Raw genomic sequence first — 14,904 nt, 5'->3', positions numbered from 1 at the left:
TATATAAGGCGTCGCCTGTCGCCGAAGCGGCCGATGAGGCCTGTGTGGCCGATCGGTCGGCCACGGCGGTTCGCACGACAGCCGGCCCCGTGCTACAGCAGGAGTCCGGCTCCGAGAAAGGAGACGAGGTACGTCGCCGTCGCGGTCGGCAACGCGATCCCGATCCGGTACGCGACGAGCGTCCGGTCGAAGCCGCGTTCTAGGCCGGTCGCGAGCGCGGTGAGAAGCCCCGCGAGGATCAGGACGTACGCGCCGACGATCCGTCCGAGCACCGGCACCGCGAGCGCCGCCGTCGCGCCCGGGTCGGATCCGCCTCGCGGATCGGTGGCGCTCGCGGGAACTCCACTGCCTCCGAGCGCGTCCGCGCCCGCGGCGGCACCGGTCCCGACCGCCGTGATGTCGACCGTGTCGATCCCGGTCGCGAGCGCGATTGTCGCCCCACCGACGAGCGGCGCGAACACGGCCGCGGTGTTCGTCAGTGTTCCCGTCACGGTCGCGAGCTGCCGCCGAGCGTCGCCTTCGAGCGCGCGGAGTTCCTCCAGCTGATCGGCGAGTTCGAGCAGCACGTCGCCGGCGGGGCGACCCTCGCGCGCGGCGACGGCGAGGAGCGCGATCGCTCCGTTGACCCGTGGAGACGGAACCGTGACCGCCGGCCCGCCGCGGCCGAGGAACGCCTCTCGCACGCCGACGCGGAGCGCGTCGCTCCGACGCCCGGCGCGCTCGAACAGTTCGCCCGTCGCGTCGTCTATCCGTTCACCCGCGTTCGCGATCGCGACCTCGACCGCGACGCCTTCGGCGACGTCACCGCCGATCACAGTCATCGCGTCCGGGAGGCTCCGCTCGACCGCGCGCACGTTCGCGAGCACCGCTCGGCGGGGACGGACGGCGACGAGCAGTGCGATGCCGACCCCGACGCCGATCCCCGCCACGGGTGCCGCCCACCGAGCGACACCCCATGCGGCGAGCGCGGCAGCGACGAAGCCGGACCCGATCCCGGCCGCGGCCGCGTGCGGACCGCGGTCCGGCACGTCTCGGTGATCGCTTCCTATCTCCGGCGGCGCGAACGCGACCGGACGGCGCGAGAGCAGCCACCCGGACGCGACGAGCAGGCCCGTCGGCAGCGCGACGAGGTACAGCCCCGTGACGATCCCGGGCCCGATCGGAACGCCCGACGCCGCGGCCGCGGGTAACAGGGCTATCATCGCGAGCGGCAGGAGGACGCCGAACGCGTACAGCGCGGAGACGGGCCCGCGGACCTCTCCGACGAAGGCGGCGAGCCGGTCCGTCGTCCCGGCGATCGTCGCGTCAAGGGCCCGATCGAGGCATCGTCCCCGTCGCTCCGCCGGTGCCGAGGCCGCCGTTCGGACGAGCGCGGCCGCCCGGTCGACGGCCGGGAACCACGGCTGCCACTCGCGGGCGAACGCCCGGAGCCCGCTCGTCGGAACGGCCGCGCTCCTCCGCTCGTGGCGGGCTAGCGCGTCGGCCAACGGTCCGTTTCCGGTTCGGGCGGCGAATCGGACGGCACGCTCCGTCGAGGGATCGAGCCGCATCCGCAACACGAGCCGCCCGACGAGCCCGGGCGCAGCGCCGAGCGCCCGGGTTCGGCGGAGCGACCCGAGCCACACGGGGCCGCGGTGGACGACGTGCGTCGCGCCGAGTCCGGCGACGAGTCCCGCGATCCCTCCCGCGGCCGGTGCGACGACGACGACCGCCGCGACGAGAGCGACGCCGAGACCGACGACGACGCCCGTTCGGTTCCCGACCTCGATCACGGACTCGGCCGAACGGTCCCAGCCGAGAAACGACAGCGACCGACGCAGCTCCGACGATCCGGGTTCGCCGTCACGCTCGACTCGTGTTCCGGTCGAACCGTCCGCCGATCCGTCTGTGGCCGTCATCGGGCCGTCCCGCCGCTGACGCCACTGGCGTCGCGGTCGGTAGACTCGACATCAACCTCGACATCAATATCGACGTATCGATCCGGGCTCACGCACCCCGTCCGAACTGCCGTTCGAATCCGTTCCGCCCGTCGCCGGATCGCCGTTCTGCTGTCGGCGTACGACTCGCCCGGCGCGGCGAGCCGGCCGACCAATCGGCTCTCGCCGCGGTCGATCCGTCCTGTCGGCACCAATCCCGATCCGGTCCGCTCGTACAGCGGTTCGAACGTCGCGTCGCCGTCGCGGTCGACGACCTCCGCGATGACGGTCACCTCGTGGTCGTCTAGGAGTACGACGAGGTCGGTCGCCGCAAACGACGACACCGGGACGCCGAGGTCGGTGACGACGCGCTCTCTGACGGCGCTCGGATCTTCTCCGTGAATCGTTCCAAGCACCGTCTCGCCGGTTGCACCCACCCGCATCGCCTCGTACAGTGCCCGCGCCTCCTCGCCGCGAACCTCGCCGACGACGATCGCGCCGCCGCCCAGTCGGAGTGCGGTCCGGACTGCCTCGCTCGGCGACGGCTCCGCGCCGTCGCCGACGCGGAGGCGCTGGGCGTCGCGGCCGGCCGCGGCCACGGCGGCCGCCGGCAATTCTGGTGTGTCCTCGATGAGGATCGACCGCGTCTTGGGCGGCAACTCCCAGAGGAGCGACCCGAGCGCGGTCGTCTTTCCGGCACCGCGACCGCCCGCAACGAGGCCGGTCACGCCCCGTTCGACCGCAACGGAGAGCAGCCCCGCGGCGTCGGCCGTGACCGTTCCGACGCTGACGAGTCGCGCGAGCGTCCACGCGTCGGGGTCACCGCGACGGAACGCGAACGCCAGTCCGTCGCTCGCCGGAGCGGTCGTCGCAGCGACTCGAACCCGTCCCGCTTCCGTCTCCAGCGTCGCGTCGAGCGTCGGACTGGCGCGGGAGAATCCCCGTCCACTCGTTCGCCGGAGCCGAGACGCCAGCGTCGCAGCGCCTTCCGGCGGGAGTCGAACGTTCGTTCGACAGCGCTCTCCGTCGACGACGACCCGGAGCGGATTCTCGCTGACGGGTGCCGTCAGCGTCGCGTCGCTCACGCGGTCGTCCGCGAACACGTGCTCGAACACGCCGTATCCCCGGGTGTGTCGTCGAAGCACGTCCACGAGCGTGGATACCGAGTCCCCCTCGGCCGCGATCGCTCGAACGGCCCGTCCCGGTGCCCTGTCGCCGCCGACCGGATCGTCGAGAAGCCTGTCTTTGGCCGCGGCGAGCCGTGCGATCGCTTCGTCGTCGAGACCGGCCGCGGGTGGCGTGAGGTGATACGTCCGAAGCGTCTTCTCGCCCTCGTACAGCCGCACCGTCGCACCGGTGTCGAGGTCCCAACGATCGACGAGGACGGCTCGCGGCGGCGGCTCCGACGCGACGCGCGTCGCCGCAATCTGTGGTCCGGTGTGTGCGCGGAGCACGTCACCGGTTGTGTCGGCACCCGCCACAACTTCCGACAGTGCGGTTTCGGCAGCGATCCGCTTCGGAACGCCAGCCCGCCCGTCGGCCTCGCGGGCGGCCGCGACCGGATCTCGACGCACGCGATCGGCGAGCCGCGACTCGTGGAACGCGACTTGCTCGCAGAACCGACCAGCGGCGATCAGACACGCGGCGGCACGCCCCGCATACGTCCGCTCCCTCCCGCCGTGGTGTGTCCGGACGATGTCCGCGTCCCGGTCGGTCAACGCCGTGATAACAGTCGCGAGACAGTCGGGGCTGGCAGCGAGGTCGCCACGGCCGGGACACTTGTCTGCGTCGACCGCGAGTACGACGCGGTCGTCGACGCCGGTTCCGACGGGTTCCCTGAACGTCGGATCACACCGACAGGCGGACGCGTCGTCCTCGGCCCACGGAAGCGAGCGGAGCGATGGGAGCGAGTCACCGCCGAGACGCGAGAGTGCGGAACGATCGAAGGTCATGGCGGCCGTGGCCGCCGCATCGTGTATAAACCGTCACCCGACACGAGCGATCCGAACCGTCGGCCCGCCGTCGTCGACGTACCGGAGTTCGATCCGGCTCTCACCGCTTGGACGGAGGTCTATCTGCCCGGTGGCGAGTTCGACTCTCGCGGGAACGGCGGCAGTGCGAACAGCGATGATGCGGTCGCGTCCCCCGGCGGTCCGGTAGCGCAACGCAATCGCGGGGTCAGCCCCTGCGCCGCCGATCTCGACGAGCGCGATCCAACTGATCCGCGCCGCGGTGATTCCGGTCGGAACGCGGACCACCGTGCTCGTCCGCGCGGCGAGCGACGGGTCCGCGACGGCGACCGATCCGGAGACGACCCGTGCGGTCGACCGCTCGATTCGGTCTGCTTCCCCGTCGAGTCGCTCCGCCGTCGTGGTGACGCGGGCCGTCTCCAGCGCCGGCATCGACGCGGCGATGAGCGCCACGGCGACAGCGACGGTGAGGACGACGCGTATCACGCCGGCTGCTCCGACCGTACTGACCGTTTCGCCCGCGACGCGTCGCAGTGCGCCCGTGTAATGCTACAGCGACTCACGGAGACGGGTCAGCGTCTCTCGGCTCCACGATCCCGATCCGGCCGTCCCACCTGTTCCGGTCCTACCGCGTTCATCGGCCGTTCCGGTTTCGTCTGTGCCGCCGTATTCCCGATCCTCTCCGAGCCGATGGCCGCTCCCCCCGCTAGTTGAGTCGAAAGGCACGGCGGCGTCGAGTGCCGACGCCGTCGGCCGCTCGCCGGTTCCCTCGTCGATCGGATCCGAGTCTGGGTCCGATCCCTGACCTGCGTGCGCGTCCTCGCGATCCCGCTCGCGGCTTGCTCTGGCGAGCGCGAGATCCGCCCGCCGCTCGACCTCGGTGTTGACCGCGCGAACCGCGCCGGCGTACCCTCGAAGCGCCTGCGTCGCCGCCTCCAGTTCCTCGACGCGTGTTTCGAGATCTGTGAGCCGCGAGCCGATCGCCCGTCGCTCGGCGGTCGCCTCCGCACCGTCGGCGATGTCCGCCACCGCCGCGTCGGAGCCGGTGAGCGCGCGTTCGACGGCGCGAAGCCGCTCGTCGATCGCCGTTGCCTCATCGTCGCCGATCCCTCGGTCGTCTGATCGGGTGGTGTCTGTCACGTGGCGGTTGGCCGCGACTCGGTACATAAACGCTCGGGAGGCCACTCTCGTCCTCGACTGCTTCCCGCTTCGAGGCAGGTTCCGCACCTTTTTGGTTCCGCCCGGAGGATTCGTGTCCGATGAGCAATCCGTGGGACGACTGGGATCACGTGCTGAAAGTCGATCCCGATAAAGAGCTTCGGGACGGGGAGACCTTCGAGGACGTCTGCCGGACCGGAACCGACGCGATCGAGATCGGCGGGACTCTCGACGTCACCGCGGAGAAGATGACGCGAGTCGTCGACGCCGCGGCCGAGTACGACGTGCCGCTGTATCAGGAACCGTCGAACCCGGGCGTCGTCATCGACTCGCCCTCCCTCGACGGCTACCTGATCCCGACGGTGTTCAACGCCGGCGGCCCGTTCTGGATCACCGGCGCGCACAAGGAGTGGGTCCGCATCGACGACCTCGACTGGAGCCGCACGCACACCGAGGCGTACATCGTGTTGAACCCCGAGGCCTCCGTAGCCCAACTGACGGACGCCGACTGCGACCTCACGGCCGACGACGTGGCCGCCTACGCGAAGGTGGCAGAGCGGATGTTCGGCCAAGAGATCGTCTACGTCGAGTACTCGGGCATGTTCGGCGACACGGGGAAGGTCGCGGCCGCCCACGACGCGCTCGACGACGCCACCCTCTTTTATGGCGGTGGGGTCCACGACTACGAGTCCGCAAACGAGATGGCCGCCCACAGCGACGTGGTCGTCGTCGGCGACCTGCTCCACGACGAGGGCGTCGACGCGGTTCGCGAGACGGTGACGGGCGCGAAAGACGCGTGAACTACCCCACCCTACTCGCTCACGGCTGACGCCGTTCGCTCCTTGAGGGTGTCGTCAGAACTCTCCGAGTTCTGACTGCTAACCAGAAATCGGGGATTTCTGGTCGCCAGCAATTGGCTGGTGACTCTCATCGATCAACGTCCCACCATTTACGGAGAATCGAGGAGAAAGCCTCGCCCTTCAGCGCGGGGAGGATGTCAATTTGCCAGAAGAACAGATGTGTCGACGATCGATAGCGCCTCGAACGTCGTCGCGGCGTCGTACAGGAAGTAGATGCCGAAGCCGGCGAGCACGGCTGCGGAACCGACGGCGACGACGGGCGCGAACGTCTCGATCCGGCGTTCGGCCGCGACGAGGCCGGTCGGAAAGCCGACGATCCAGATCAGCACGCCGAGGAAGAATCCGCCTATCAGCGCCGGCGACCCCGTAGCGACGACGAGGGTGCCGGCCAAGTCTGCGCCGATCACTGGCAGCCGCGACAGCACGTCGAGTTCGCCGGGTCGTAACAGTCCGACGCCGACCGTCAGCCAGAACAGCACTTGGTAGGGATTTGTCAGTGCGAGCACCAGAGCCTTGCGAAACCCCTTGTCGGCCTCGATAGACGGCTCGTCGCCGGACGTGGGACGGAACGACGCCCGCGCTCCGCGGGCCGTGTCGACAGCGAAATACAGCATCAAGACGCCCCCGACCGCGATCATGACGGCTCGCAACAGCGGGAGCGACTCGACGACTGCGACGACGCCGAGGTACGCGAGCAGGAAGAACATCGCGTCGGCGGTGGCGGCACCGAGCCCGGCACGAACTCCGGCCACACGCCCCCGGAGTACCGATTCCTCGGCGATCACGGCGTTCATCGGCCCCGGCGGGGCGGCGAGCGCCAGACCGAAGACGACGCCGGAACCGATCGTGACGAGGAGATTCACGTCCGCAGATACGCCCGTTTTTGTGAAAAAGTCCGCGAATCAGATCGGTACTGTAGGCCCTCAAAACACCCGTTACGTCGGATTTCTCGACACTGTCCGTGAGATATGATCACTGGTGACCGGAGAGGAACACGACCGCGTGTCTGCCGGTCAGTCTCGTCGGTGGCCTCGGCTCGTCGGTGGCCTCGGCTCGTCGGTGGCCTCGGCTCGTCGGTGGCCCCCGCTCACCGATCGACCTCGCTCGTCCGCCGCCGTCACTCGTCTTGCAGTCCTGCGTCTCGCAGTGCTCCGTTGAGATCGGCTCGCACGCGCTCGCCGGTCTCGCGGTCCATCGCGGTGGTGACGATCCGGTTTTCCTGCACGCTTGAGCCGTCGCGGAGGAGGAGTCGGACGTTCCCGTTGGTGCCGGCGCGGGTCGCCTTCGCGCGGAGTCCCGTCCGCGATCCCGTGCCGCCGGCGTCGATCGGTCCCGGGACGATTTTCTTGACGTGCGGGTGCTCAGCGACCGTGCTGACGGCTTTTCGCCCCTTCCGGTCGCCGATGAGCGTCGAGTGCGAACCGCCGATTTTCTCGCGCGGCGGCGTCTCGACCACGTCGAGTGCGCGGTCACCGCGACGGTCGAGCACCCATTCGACGACGGGGCTCGCGTCGCGGGCGTCACGGTCGTCCTCGTCGGTCGCGGCGGTACCGCGGCGCGGCTCGCGGTCCGACTTCGCGTTCGGCACGCGGTAGAACTCGTGGTGGAGTTGCGCCCGCGTCTCTCGGAGCGGTTCGCGCTCGCCGGCGGCGTAGACGGTGTCGGGGCGCTTCCGCCGTATCTCGTCGGCGACGCGTCCGGCGAAGTTCCGCAGTTGGATCTCGCTCAGTCGCTCCGCGCTCTCGGGGCGAGTCGTCACCGTCGTCTCGCCGGCGATCTCGTCTTCGTCGAGCATCGTGAGCCGCGCGCGGTCTGACTCGAACTCCGCGACGACGGCGTCTGCGTTGGCGGTGTTGCAGGTGAGACAGTAGTCCCCGGGCTTTCGAAGCGGGGTTCCACACCGCCGACAGTTCATACCGACCAGAGGCGCGTGACCGACAAAAGGGCGTCCGTTGCGATCGCCGTCGGAGCAACCCATATTAGTGTCCTCGGCCTCCAGTCTCGGTATGGCGAGGGATCGGCGAGACGACCGCGATGTCGGCGAAGAGGCTGTCGAAGACCGGATAGCCCGACTCGTCCGCGACGGACGGGTCAACGCGCTGGCGGCGTGGGCGATGGTCGCCGTGCTCGTCGCCGTGCTCGTCGAGAGCGCGCTCGACGCCGATCTGATCGCGGCGGCGATCGTCGTCGGACTCGGCGCGGTCGTGCTCGCGCCCACCGTCGCGGCCCGCGACTGGCGGGTGACGCTCCCGGCGGAGCTGGTCGGGCTCGCGCTGTTACCGGTGCTCGTGCGCGCGCTTCTGGGCGGCGAGTTGGGCACGTTCGCGACGTACGTCGCGATCGCCGCGCTCGCGCTCGTGATCACCGTCGACCTCCACATGTTCACCCGTCTACGGGTCACCCACTGGTTCGCGGTCGTCTTCGTGGTCATGGCGACGCTCGCGACCGCGGCGGTGTGGACGGTCCTCCGATGGAACCTCGACCGAACGGTCGGGACCGCGTATCTGACGACGAACGACGCGCTAATGATCGAGTGGATCTACGTCACGCTGGCGGGGCTTGCGGCCGGCTTCCTCTTCGACGCCTACTTCCGGAACCGCGGACGACGCCTCCGCCGCAGCATTCGACGGGTGATGCGACGATGACGCTCCTGCCTCGCCCCTCGCTCCGGTCGCAGCGCCGGCTCACGGGTTCCATGCAGCTGTTTCTCATCGGCATCGTCGCCTACGGCTTCCTCGCGGGCGAACAGAAGGCGATAAGCAACGGGGTCATCTCCCTCTTGGTCACGCTGATCCCGGCGGCGCTCGAACGCCGGTACGACCTCCCGCTCGACCCATGGCTCGCGCTGTGGATCACGATCGCCGTCTTCCTCCATACGGTTGGATCCGCCGGCTTCTACGCACGGGTCGAGTGGTGGGACCACGTCACGCACGCGCTGTCCGCGTCGCTCGTCGCCGCCGTCGGCTACACGTCGCTGCGGGCGGTCGACCTCCACAGCGACGGGATCCGGATCCCGCCGCGGTTCGCGTTCGTGTTCATCGTCGTCGTCGTGCTCGCGTTCGGCGTCGTCTGGGAGCTGTTCGAGTTCGGGCTCGACATCGTCGCGACCGAGACCGGGATCGACATGCCGCTCGCCCAACACGGGCTCGACGACACCGTCCTTGACCTCATGTACAACACCGCGGGCGCGGTGCTCGTCGGGCTGTTCGGACAGGCACATCTCTCCGGAGTCGCGGAGACGGTTCGCGATCGGCTGCTCGCTGGCGCGCGCGAGTAGCGGCCATTCCGTATGTCACGCCAGACACGCCGCGACGACCCGCAGCGCGGCCTCGCCGCGGACCTCTCGCGCGAGCAGCGGGACGCGTTTCACCTCGCGGCCGCGGAACAGATCGGTCGCGCGTCGCAGCGCGGCCTGCTGGACCTCCCACCGGCGCGCGCAGAACTCGCAGGTGTCGGGGTTCGGCTCCACGATCCACTCGGGATCGATAGTGGGCGCGTCTCCGCCGGTCGCCGCCGGCCCGGCCACGTCGCCGATGCCCTCCATCACGCGGTTGACGACGAGCGTGTTCACCGGGATCTGAAACTCGTCGAGGCGGGAGACAAGCCGCTCGGACTCCGCGACGCTCATCTCTTCGGGAATCATCACGACGCGGAAGTCGGTCTGTCCCGGGTCTCGGAGCACGGCCCGCAGGCGCTCGATTCGGTCGCGAAGCTCGTCGAGGTCCGCGGAAGGGTCGGGGTCGTCGTCGCCGCCGAACATTCCCTTGATCCCGTCCATCATGCCCGAGAAGCGCTGGCGGAGCTTCATCACGCGGCCGAGCATCGAATCCATGATCTCGGGGAGCTGTAAGAGTCGAAGGGTGTGCCCCGTTGGCGCGGTGTCGACGATGACGCGGTCGAACCGCGGATCGTCGAGGTATTCGAGGAGCTGGCGCATCGCGGCGGCCTCGTCGGCTCCGGGCATCGTCCCGCCGAGGAGCCCGCCGAGACCCTCGTCGCCGTCTGCCGTGTCGCCGGCGGCGTCGCTGCCGTCGCCCGCGCCGCCCATCGGTCCGTCGCCACCCATCCCGCCCATCATCTCGCCCATCTCGCCGAGCCCGCCGAGGGGGTCGGCGTCGGCTCCGAACATTCCCTCATCCATCGCGGCGTCGGGGTCGATTTCGGCCGCGTACAGGGGAATCTCCTCGCGAATGCGCGTCGGCTCGGCGGGGATGTCCGTCTCGTAGGTGTCCGACAGCGAGTGTGCGGGGTCGGTCGAGACGACGAGCGTCCGGACGCCGCCGGCTGCCGAGGCGAGCCCCGTGGCGGCCGCCATGGTCGTCTTCCCGACGCCGCCTTTCCCGCCGTAGAGGACGTACTCCGGGGCGTCGACGCCGGCGGGGAGATCGGTTGTCTCCGCGGATTCGACCGGAACGTCGGCGTCCGCGCCCTCCTCGGTACCTGCCGCGTCAGCGACCTCGTCTGTCTCGTCGACGCGGTCGACGGGCTCGACGTCGATATCGTCCATACTCCCGTGTCGTCGCGGCGGACTTGTGTACCCGTCGGTCCGTCACAGACGGGCGTGTGGCGATCTGCCCTCTCTACGTCGCTTGCTCAGGCGAGCGACCCCACCGATACACCAACCGCTCGGCTGGACGGGGGTGTGTGGGTACTCGTTGCGCCCGACGCGATCATCGCCACCGCACTACCCGACAGCACCCGACCCGCGCCTCACGCCTCCCCAGCCTCGGCCGGCGGGGGCCGCGGGACCGCACCGCATCGCGGTCCCCGCTGGCCTCCAGCGAGAATCGAAGATTCTCTGGCAACCGGCGCAAGCGCCGGTGACCTCGCGGGCGTTCGCGGCCGCGGTGCGCGGCCGCTCACGGCGCGCCACCGCGTGTCCGGTGTCGACGCAGTTCCCACCGCGGTCGTGTGGTCGGCGTTGCCTCATTTGTCGCGTTCCACGTCCATCCCCAGATCCGCCATCGTCTCGAAGAAGTCCGGGAACGAGACGTCGACGTGCTCCGCGCCGCGGATCGTCGTGGTCCCCTCGGCGGCCAGCGCGGCGACCGCGAGCGCCATCACGATCCGGTGGTCCGCACGGCCGTCCACGGTCGCTCCGCGGAGGTCGCTCTCGTCGCCGTGGACGGTGAGAACGTCGGGATCCTCCGTTGTCTCTGCGCCCATCTTCCCCAGCTCCTCGGCCATCGCCGACACCCGGTCCGTCTCCTTGTAGCGGACGTGCTCGCAGTTCTCGATCCGCGTGTCGCCGTCGGCGACGGCTCCGAGCACGGCGATAGTGGGAAGCAGATCGGGCGTGTCGCCCACGTCGACCGCGACGCCGGACAGCGGAGAGTGTTCCACGGTGATCGCGCCGGCGTCGCGGTCCCAGTCGACGGCGGCCCCCATGCGCTCTGCGATCTCGACGATCGCGGCGTCGCCCTGCGCGCTCGGCCGCGCGCCCTCGATCCGGACGGTCTCGCCGTCCCCTCCGCTCTTGCCGGCGATCGCGCCCGCAGCGAGGAGGTACGAGATCGACGAGAAGTCGCCGGGCACCGCGTAGCTCCCGCCGGCGGGCTCGTAGGTCTGTCCGCCGGGGACGACGAAGCCCGCCGCGCCCGCCGCGCCGTCGATCGGGTCGCCGCCGTCGTCGACAGGGGTCGCCTCGATCCCGAACTCGCCGAGCAGTTCGAGCGTGATGTCGACGTACGGAGCCGACTTGAGCGCGGTCGTGAGGTCGATTTCGATCCCGTCGTCGGTGACCGCGCCGGCCATGAGCAGCGCCGTGACGTACTGCGAGGAGACGTCACCGGGGATGGCGACCTCGCCGCCCGCGAGCGGGCCGGTGACGACGAGCGGGGCCAGCCCGTTGTCCCGCGTCGACTCCGCGCGCACGCCGAGATCGGAGAGCGCGTCGAGAAGCGGCCCCTGCGGGCGCGATCGGAGCGATCCGTCGCCCGTGAGCACGGTCGTTCCGTCCGCGAGGGCGGCCGCGGCGGTGACGAGCCGCATCGTGGTCCCCGAGTTCATGCAGTCGATCACGTCCTCGGGAACGGCGGGACGGCCGCCGAACCCGTCGATCGCGAGCGTCTTGGCGTCGTCAGGGATCTCATCGCCTGCGTTCACCCTGCCGCCGAACGCGCTCACGGCGCGCGCGGTCGCCTTCGTGTCCGCAGAGACAAGCGGTGACCGCACGGTCGCACCGTCGCTGTATCCGGCGGCCAACAGCGCGCGGTGCGTGTAGCTCTTCGACGACGGCGCGCGAGTCGACCCTCGTACGGTTGAGCCGGTGACGTGAACGTCCATACGTTCCCTGCCGTCCCCGTAGATAAGTCGGTACCGGACGCGGCACGATTCTGATCGGTGGATTTGGTCGCTCCTCGTCGCTCTCGGCGGCCGGCGCACCCTTTATACCACCGGGAACGTTAGCGGTGCGTATGCCTCAGTGTGAGATGTGTGGTGCCGAGCAGGCGTCGCTGACGACGACGAAGGTCGAAGGCGCTGAGCTGGAGCTTTGCAGTTCGTGTACGGACTTCGGTACCGAGGTCCGCGACGAGTCCACGAGCTCCGCCGGCAGCAAGTACTCCACGAGTTCCAGCACCGGGACGTCGTCTTCGTCTTCCTCGTCGTCCTCCTCGTCCGCTTCGTCCGGCGGATCGACCCGTCCCCGCGACATGTTCGATGACATGGACGAGATCGCGACGGACTACGACGAGCGCATCCGTACGGCCCGCGAGTCGAGCGGACAGAGCCAAGAGGAGCTCGCCGATCAGCTCAACGAGAAGGCGAGCCTCATCCGCAAGCTCGAACGCGGCGACACGCTTCCGACAGACGAGGTCCAGCGCAAACTCGAACGCGCACTCGACATCTCTCTCGTCGAGGGCGAATCCGTCGAGGACGCCGATTGGGACTCCGGCGACTCGGGGACCATGACCCTCGGCGACGTGGTCAAGCGCAAAGACTGACGGCGTTCCGACTTTTCAGCTGTCTCCCCCACTCATCGACGCTCGACGCGCAGCCACGCGCCGACCGACAGCGCCGCGATCGCGACGAACGCCACGAGCGCGAGGTTCGGGATCGTGAGCCCGACAACCGGGCTCTGCCACTGAACCGACGCACACGGGCCGCCGAGCGAGCACTGCGCCGTCGTCGCCTGGAGGTACGAGTGGTACGCGGAGAAGACAACACCGAGTCCCGCGAGCGGCAGCGCGGTCCGCGAGACCGCCGCCCGACGCTCGACGGTCGCGACGCCGAGCACGACGACGAGGGGATACATGAGGATCCGCTGGTACCAACACAGGTCACACGGGGTGAGCCCGAGCCCGAGGCTGAACCAGAGGCTCCCCGCGGTCGCGACCGTCGCGACGAGCGTCGCGGCCGACAGCCACACGGTCGTCTCCGAGATTCGCGTCACGCCGCCGCCCCGCCGTCTGTCTGTCCCGATCCGCCGTACTGCTCCGTCAGGTAGTCGATGATGTCGTCAACTGTCTCGGGGTCGTAGCTCCAGAACCCGTAGAACTCTCCGTCGCTGCGCTCCTCGGCGAGCAGCGCGCACTTCGCCTCGTCGATGTCGCCGCCGTCGTAGGCGACGAACCACATCTCGCGTATTTCGGCGGTGCGGCCGACGTGAACGGTGTAGTGTTTCACGTCGGGTGCGTTCCCCTCGTCGGCCGCGTACGCGTGCACGTCGAGATCTGTCTTCTCGCCGAGCACGTCGTAGGTGTCGGTCTCGCCGGTGAGCACGTCGAGCGTCTGGAACCCCGCGTGGAGTTCGCCGTCGCCGACGCGCCACGCACGGTCTTCTATTTCTCTTGATGCCGCGACCATGTCGGCTCGCGAGTAGGAGGTGAACATCGTCTCGTCGAGGTGGTCGAGGACCGGCCCTCCGACGCGTCGAGTCTCGTCGCGTCGAGTCCCGCCGCGTCGCGTTCCGTCGCCGGGATCGGTCCCCACGATATCGCCGTCGGCAGGCCCGTCGGGGAGGAGTTCGTCGACGGTGACGGCGGTGACGAACGCTCCGTCACGGGACAGGACCGCGAACGCCGCGGGACCCGCATCGCTCTGTTCGTCGACGATCCGGATGTTGCGGTCGGCGAAGTGCTCGCGGAGCGCGTCCGTGTCTGCGGCGTCGGCATTGTAGACGGTCAGCGTGGCCTCGTGAGCTTCCACCCCTGCGATGAGCTCGATGAGGGACATTTCGTCCGCACCCACAGTACCGGGGTATAAGGTCGTTTATGGTCTCGGGACGTTCCGAGCGCGACGAAGCACGAACCTATTTGCGCCCGCGGAGCGCTCTTTCCTACATGTTCATCCTGGTGAACCTCAAGGCGTACCCGTGCGATCCGATCGACGTCGCGACCGCCGCCCGCGACGTCGCCGAGGCGTCGGGCGCGCGGATCGCGGTCTCGCCGCAGGCCGCGGACCTCGCTCGCGTCGCCGACACCGGCGTCGAGACGTGGGCCCAGCACGTCTCGCCGAACGCCCACGGCTCCCACACCGGTTCGACGCTCGCCGAGGCGGTCGCCGACAACGGTGCCGCGGGGACGCTCATCAACCACTCCGAGAAGCGGCTGAAGCTCGCCGACATCGACGGCTCGGTGCGGGCGGCAGAGCGCGCCGACTTGGAGACGATCGTCTGCGCGAACAACCCCGCGCAGGTCGGCGCGGCCGCCGCGCTCTCGCCCGACGCCGTCGCGGTCGAGCCGCCGGAACTCATCGGCGGTGACATCTCCGTCTCGACCGCGGACCCGGGGATCGTCGAGGACGCGGTCGCGGCCGCGGACGCGGTCGACCCCGACGTGGACGTGTTCTGCGGCGCGGGCGTCTCCACCGGCGACGACGTGACGGCCGCCGGCGACCTCGGTGCATCGGGCGTCCTGCTCGCCTCAGGAGTCGCGAAGGCCGACGATCCCGAGGCGGTGCTCGAAGACCTCGTCAGCGGGCTCTGAGGGAATTCACCTCCCAACCGAACCCTCGGGCGGATGCTGCGCTTGCGGGTCTTGATAAAGACATCGATGTGAT

15 protein-coding genes are annotated in these 14,904 nt (G+C 69.6%); 5 read left to right on the top strand and 10 right to left on the bottom strand.

Annotated features, from left to right (window positions below):
- Positions 1-92: 92 nt before the first annotated feature.
- The 4 genes from NO887_RS01920 to NO887_RS01905 form a co-directional block, all read right to left on the bottom strand.
- Positions 93-1,898 carry a type II secretion system protein gene (locus NO887_RS01920; RefSeq protein WP_256416817.1) on the bottom strand — a complete coding sequence of 602 codons (1,806 nt, stop codon included), beginning with the start codon at positions 1,896-1,898 and terminating at the stop codon, positions 93-95.
- On the bottom strand, positions 1,895-3,868 hold the full coding sequence (locus NO887_RS01915; protein WP_256416816.1) for an ATPase, T2SS/T4P/T4SS family: 1,974 nt from the start codon (positions 3,866-3,868) through the stop codon (positions 1,895-1,897). Before NO887_RS01915 ends, NO887_RS01920 begins: the two co-directional genes overlap by 4 nt.
- 33 nt (positions 3,869-3,901) lie before the next feature.
- Positions 3,902-4,372, bottom strand: coding sequence for a DUF7311 family protein (locus NO887_RS01910; RefSeq protein WP_256416815.1), 471 nt, complete (start codon positions 4,370-4,372; stop codon positions 3,902-3,904).
- A gap of 63 nt (positions 4,373-4,435) precedes the next feature.
- A complete protein-coding gene (locus NO887_RS01905; protein WP_321169348.1) occupies positions 4,436-5,026 on the bottom strand; it encodes a DUF7310 family coiled-coil domain-containing protein in 591 nt (196 codons plus the stop codon).
- Between the two features lie 119 nt (positions 5,027-5,145).
- Here NO887_RS01905 and NO887_RS01900 point away from each other — a divergent pair, with 119 nt between their 5' ends.
- The gene (locus NO887_RS01900) at positions 5,146-5,844 is read left to right on the top strand and encodes a phosphoglycerol geranylgeranyltransferase (protein WP_256416813.1); all 699 of its coding nucleotides are present in this window, start codon (positions 5,146-5,148) and stop codon (positions 5,842-5,844) included.
- A 197-nt stretch (positions 5,845-6,041) separates the two neighbouring features.
- On the opposite strand, the gene NO887_RS01895 is transcribed toward NO887_RS01900, so the two are convergent.
- Positions 6,042-6,767 (bottom strand): LysE family translocator, encoded by a 726-nt coding sequence (locus NO887_RS01895; protein WP_256416812.1) that lies wholly within the window; start codon positions 6,765-6,767, stop codon positions 6,042-6,044.
- A 254-nt stretch (positions 6,768-7,021) separates the two neighbouring features.
- Positions 7,022-7,819, bottom strand: a complete 798-nt coding sequence (locus NO887_RS01890; RefSeq protein WP_256416811.1) for a DUF2103 domain-containing protein — start codon at positions 7,817-7,819, stop codon at positions 7,022-7,024.
- A gap of 91 nt (positions 7,820-7,910) precedes the next feature.
- On the opposite strand from NO887_RS01890, the gene NO887_RS01885 reads away from it, so the two are divergent.
- Together NO887_RS01885 and NO887_RS01880 are read left to right on the top strand one after the other, a co-directional pair.
- Positions 7,911-8,549 carry a hypothetical protein gene (locus NO887_RS01885; RefSeq protein ID WP_256416810.1) on the top strand — a complete coding sequence of 213 codons (639 nt, stop codon included), beginning with the start codon at positions 7,911-7,913 and terminating at the stop codon, positions 8,547-8,549.
- A complete protein-coding gene (locus NO887_RS01880; RefSeq protein ID WP_256416809.1) occupies positions 8,546-9,181 on the top strand; it encodes a DUF2238 domain-containing protein in 636 nt (211 codons plus the stop codon). The genes NO887_RS01885 and NO887_RS01880 overlap by 4 nt, the downstream gene beginning before the upstream one ends.
- Positions 9,182-9,196: 15 nt before the next feature.
- Here NO887_RS01880 and NO887_RS01875 read toward each other — a convergent pair whose 3' ends face one another.
- Both NO887_RS01875 and aroA read right to left on the bottom strand, forming a co-directional pair.
- Positions 9,197-10,411 carry an ArsA family ATPase gene (locus tag NO887_RS01875; RefSeq protein WP_256416808.1) on the bottom strand — a complete coding sequence of 405 codons (1,215 nt, stop codon included), beginning with the start codon at positions 10,409-10,411 and terminating at the stop codon, positions 9,197-9,199.
- 419 nt (positions 10,412-10,830) lie between these two features.
- Positions 10,831-12,189, bottom strand: coding sequence for a 3-phosphoshikimate 1-carboxyvinyltransferase (gene aroA, locus NO887_RS01870; protein WP_256416807.1), 1,359 nt, complete (start codon positions 12,187-12,189; stop codon positions 10,831-10,833).
- Between the two features lie 131 nt (positions 12,190-12,320).
- On the opposite strand from aroA, the gene NO887_RS01865 reads away from it, so the two are divergent.
- Positions 12,321-12,848: a multiprotein bridging factor aMBF1 gene (locus NO887_RS01865; RefSeq protein ID WP_256416806.1), complete on the top strand. Its 528-nt coding sequence runs from the start codon at positions 12,321-12,323 to the stop codon at positions 12,846-12,848.
- Positions 12,849-12,880: 32 nt separating this feature from the next.
- On the opposite strand, the gene NO887_RS01860 is transcribed toward NO887_RS01865, so the two are convergent.
- Positions 12,881-13,288: a disulfide bond formation protein B gene (locus NO887_RS01860; protein WP_256417017.1), complete on the bottom strand. Its 408-nt coding sequence runs from the start codon at positions 13,286-13,288 to the stop codon at positions 12,881-12,883.
- Positions 13,289-13,293: 5 nt separating this feature from the next.
- Positions 13,294-14,079 (bottom strand): DICT sensory domain-containing protein, encoded by a 786-nt coding sequence (locus NO887_RS01855; protein WP_256416805.1) that lies wholly within the window; start codon positions 14,077-14,079, stop codon positions 13,294-13,296.
- Positions 14,080-14,186: 107 nt separating this feature from the next.
- Here NO887_RS01855 and tpiA point away from each other — a divergent pair, with 107 nt between their 5' ends.
- Complete coding sequence (tpiA, locus tag NO887_RS01850; protein WP_256416804.1) at positions 14,187-14,831, top strand: triose-phosphate isomerase; 645 nt, start codon at positions 14,187-14,189, stop codon at positions 14,829-14,831.
- Positions 14,832-14,904 lie beyond the last annotated feature (73 nt).

Origin of the sequence: Halorubrum laminariae (assembly GCF_024494655.1) — an archaeon.
GTDB lineage: Archaea > Halobacteriota > Halobacteria > Halobacteriales > Haloferacaceae > Halorubrum > Halorubrum laminariae.
The sequence above is the reverse complement of the archived record's forward strand: the minus strand, read 5'-3'. Positions and strand labels throughout refer to the sequence as shown.

Coding starts and splice junctions, on each gene's coding strand:
- NO887_RS01920 (WP_256416817.1), bottom strand. CDS start 1,898: ATGACGGCCACAGACGGATCGGCGGACGGTTCGACCGGAACACGAGTC.
- NO887_RS01915 (WP_256416816.1), bottom strand. CDS start 3,868: ATGACCTTCGATCGTTCCGCACTCTCGCGTCTCGGCGGTGACTCGCTC.
- NO887_RS01900 (WP_256416813.1), top strand. CDS start 5,146: ATGAGCAATCCGTGGGACGACTGGGATCACGTGCTGAAAGTCGATCCC.
- NO887_RS01890 (WP_256416811.1), bottom strand. CDS start 7,819: ATGAACTGTCGGCGGTGTGGAACCCCGCTTCGAAAGCCCGGGGACTAC.
- NO887_RS01885 (WP_256416810.1), top strand. CDS start 7,911: ATGGCGAGGGATCGGCGAGACGACCGCGATGTCGGCGAAGAGGCTGTC.
- NO887_RS01880 (WP_256416809.1), top strand. CDS start 8,546: ATGACGCTCCTGCCTCGCCCCTCGCTCCGGTCGCAGCGCCGGCTCACG.
- NO887_RS01875 (WP_256416808.1), bottom strand. CDS start 10,411: ATGGACGATATCGACGTCGAGCCCGTCGACCGCGTCGACGAGACAGAC.
- aroA (WP_256416807.1), bottom strand. CDS start 12,189: ATGGACGTTCACGTCACCGGCTCAACCGTACGAGGGTCGACTCGCGCG.
- NO887_RS01865 (WP_256416806.1), top strand. CDS start 12,321: ATGCCTCAGTGTGAGATGTGTGGTGCCGAGCAGGCGTCGCTGACGACG.
- NO887_RS01855 (WP_256416805.1), bottom strand. CDS start 14,079: ATGTCCCTCATCGAGCTCATCGCAGGGGTGGAAGCTCACGAGGCCACG.
- tpiA (WP_256416804.1), top strand. CDS start 14,187: ATGTTCATCCTGGTGAACCTCAAGGCGTACCCGTGCGATCCGATCGAC.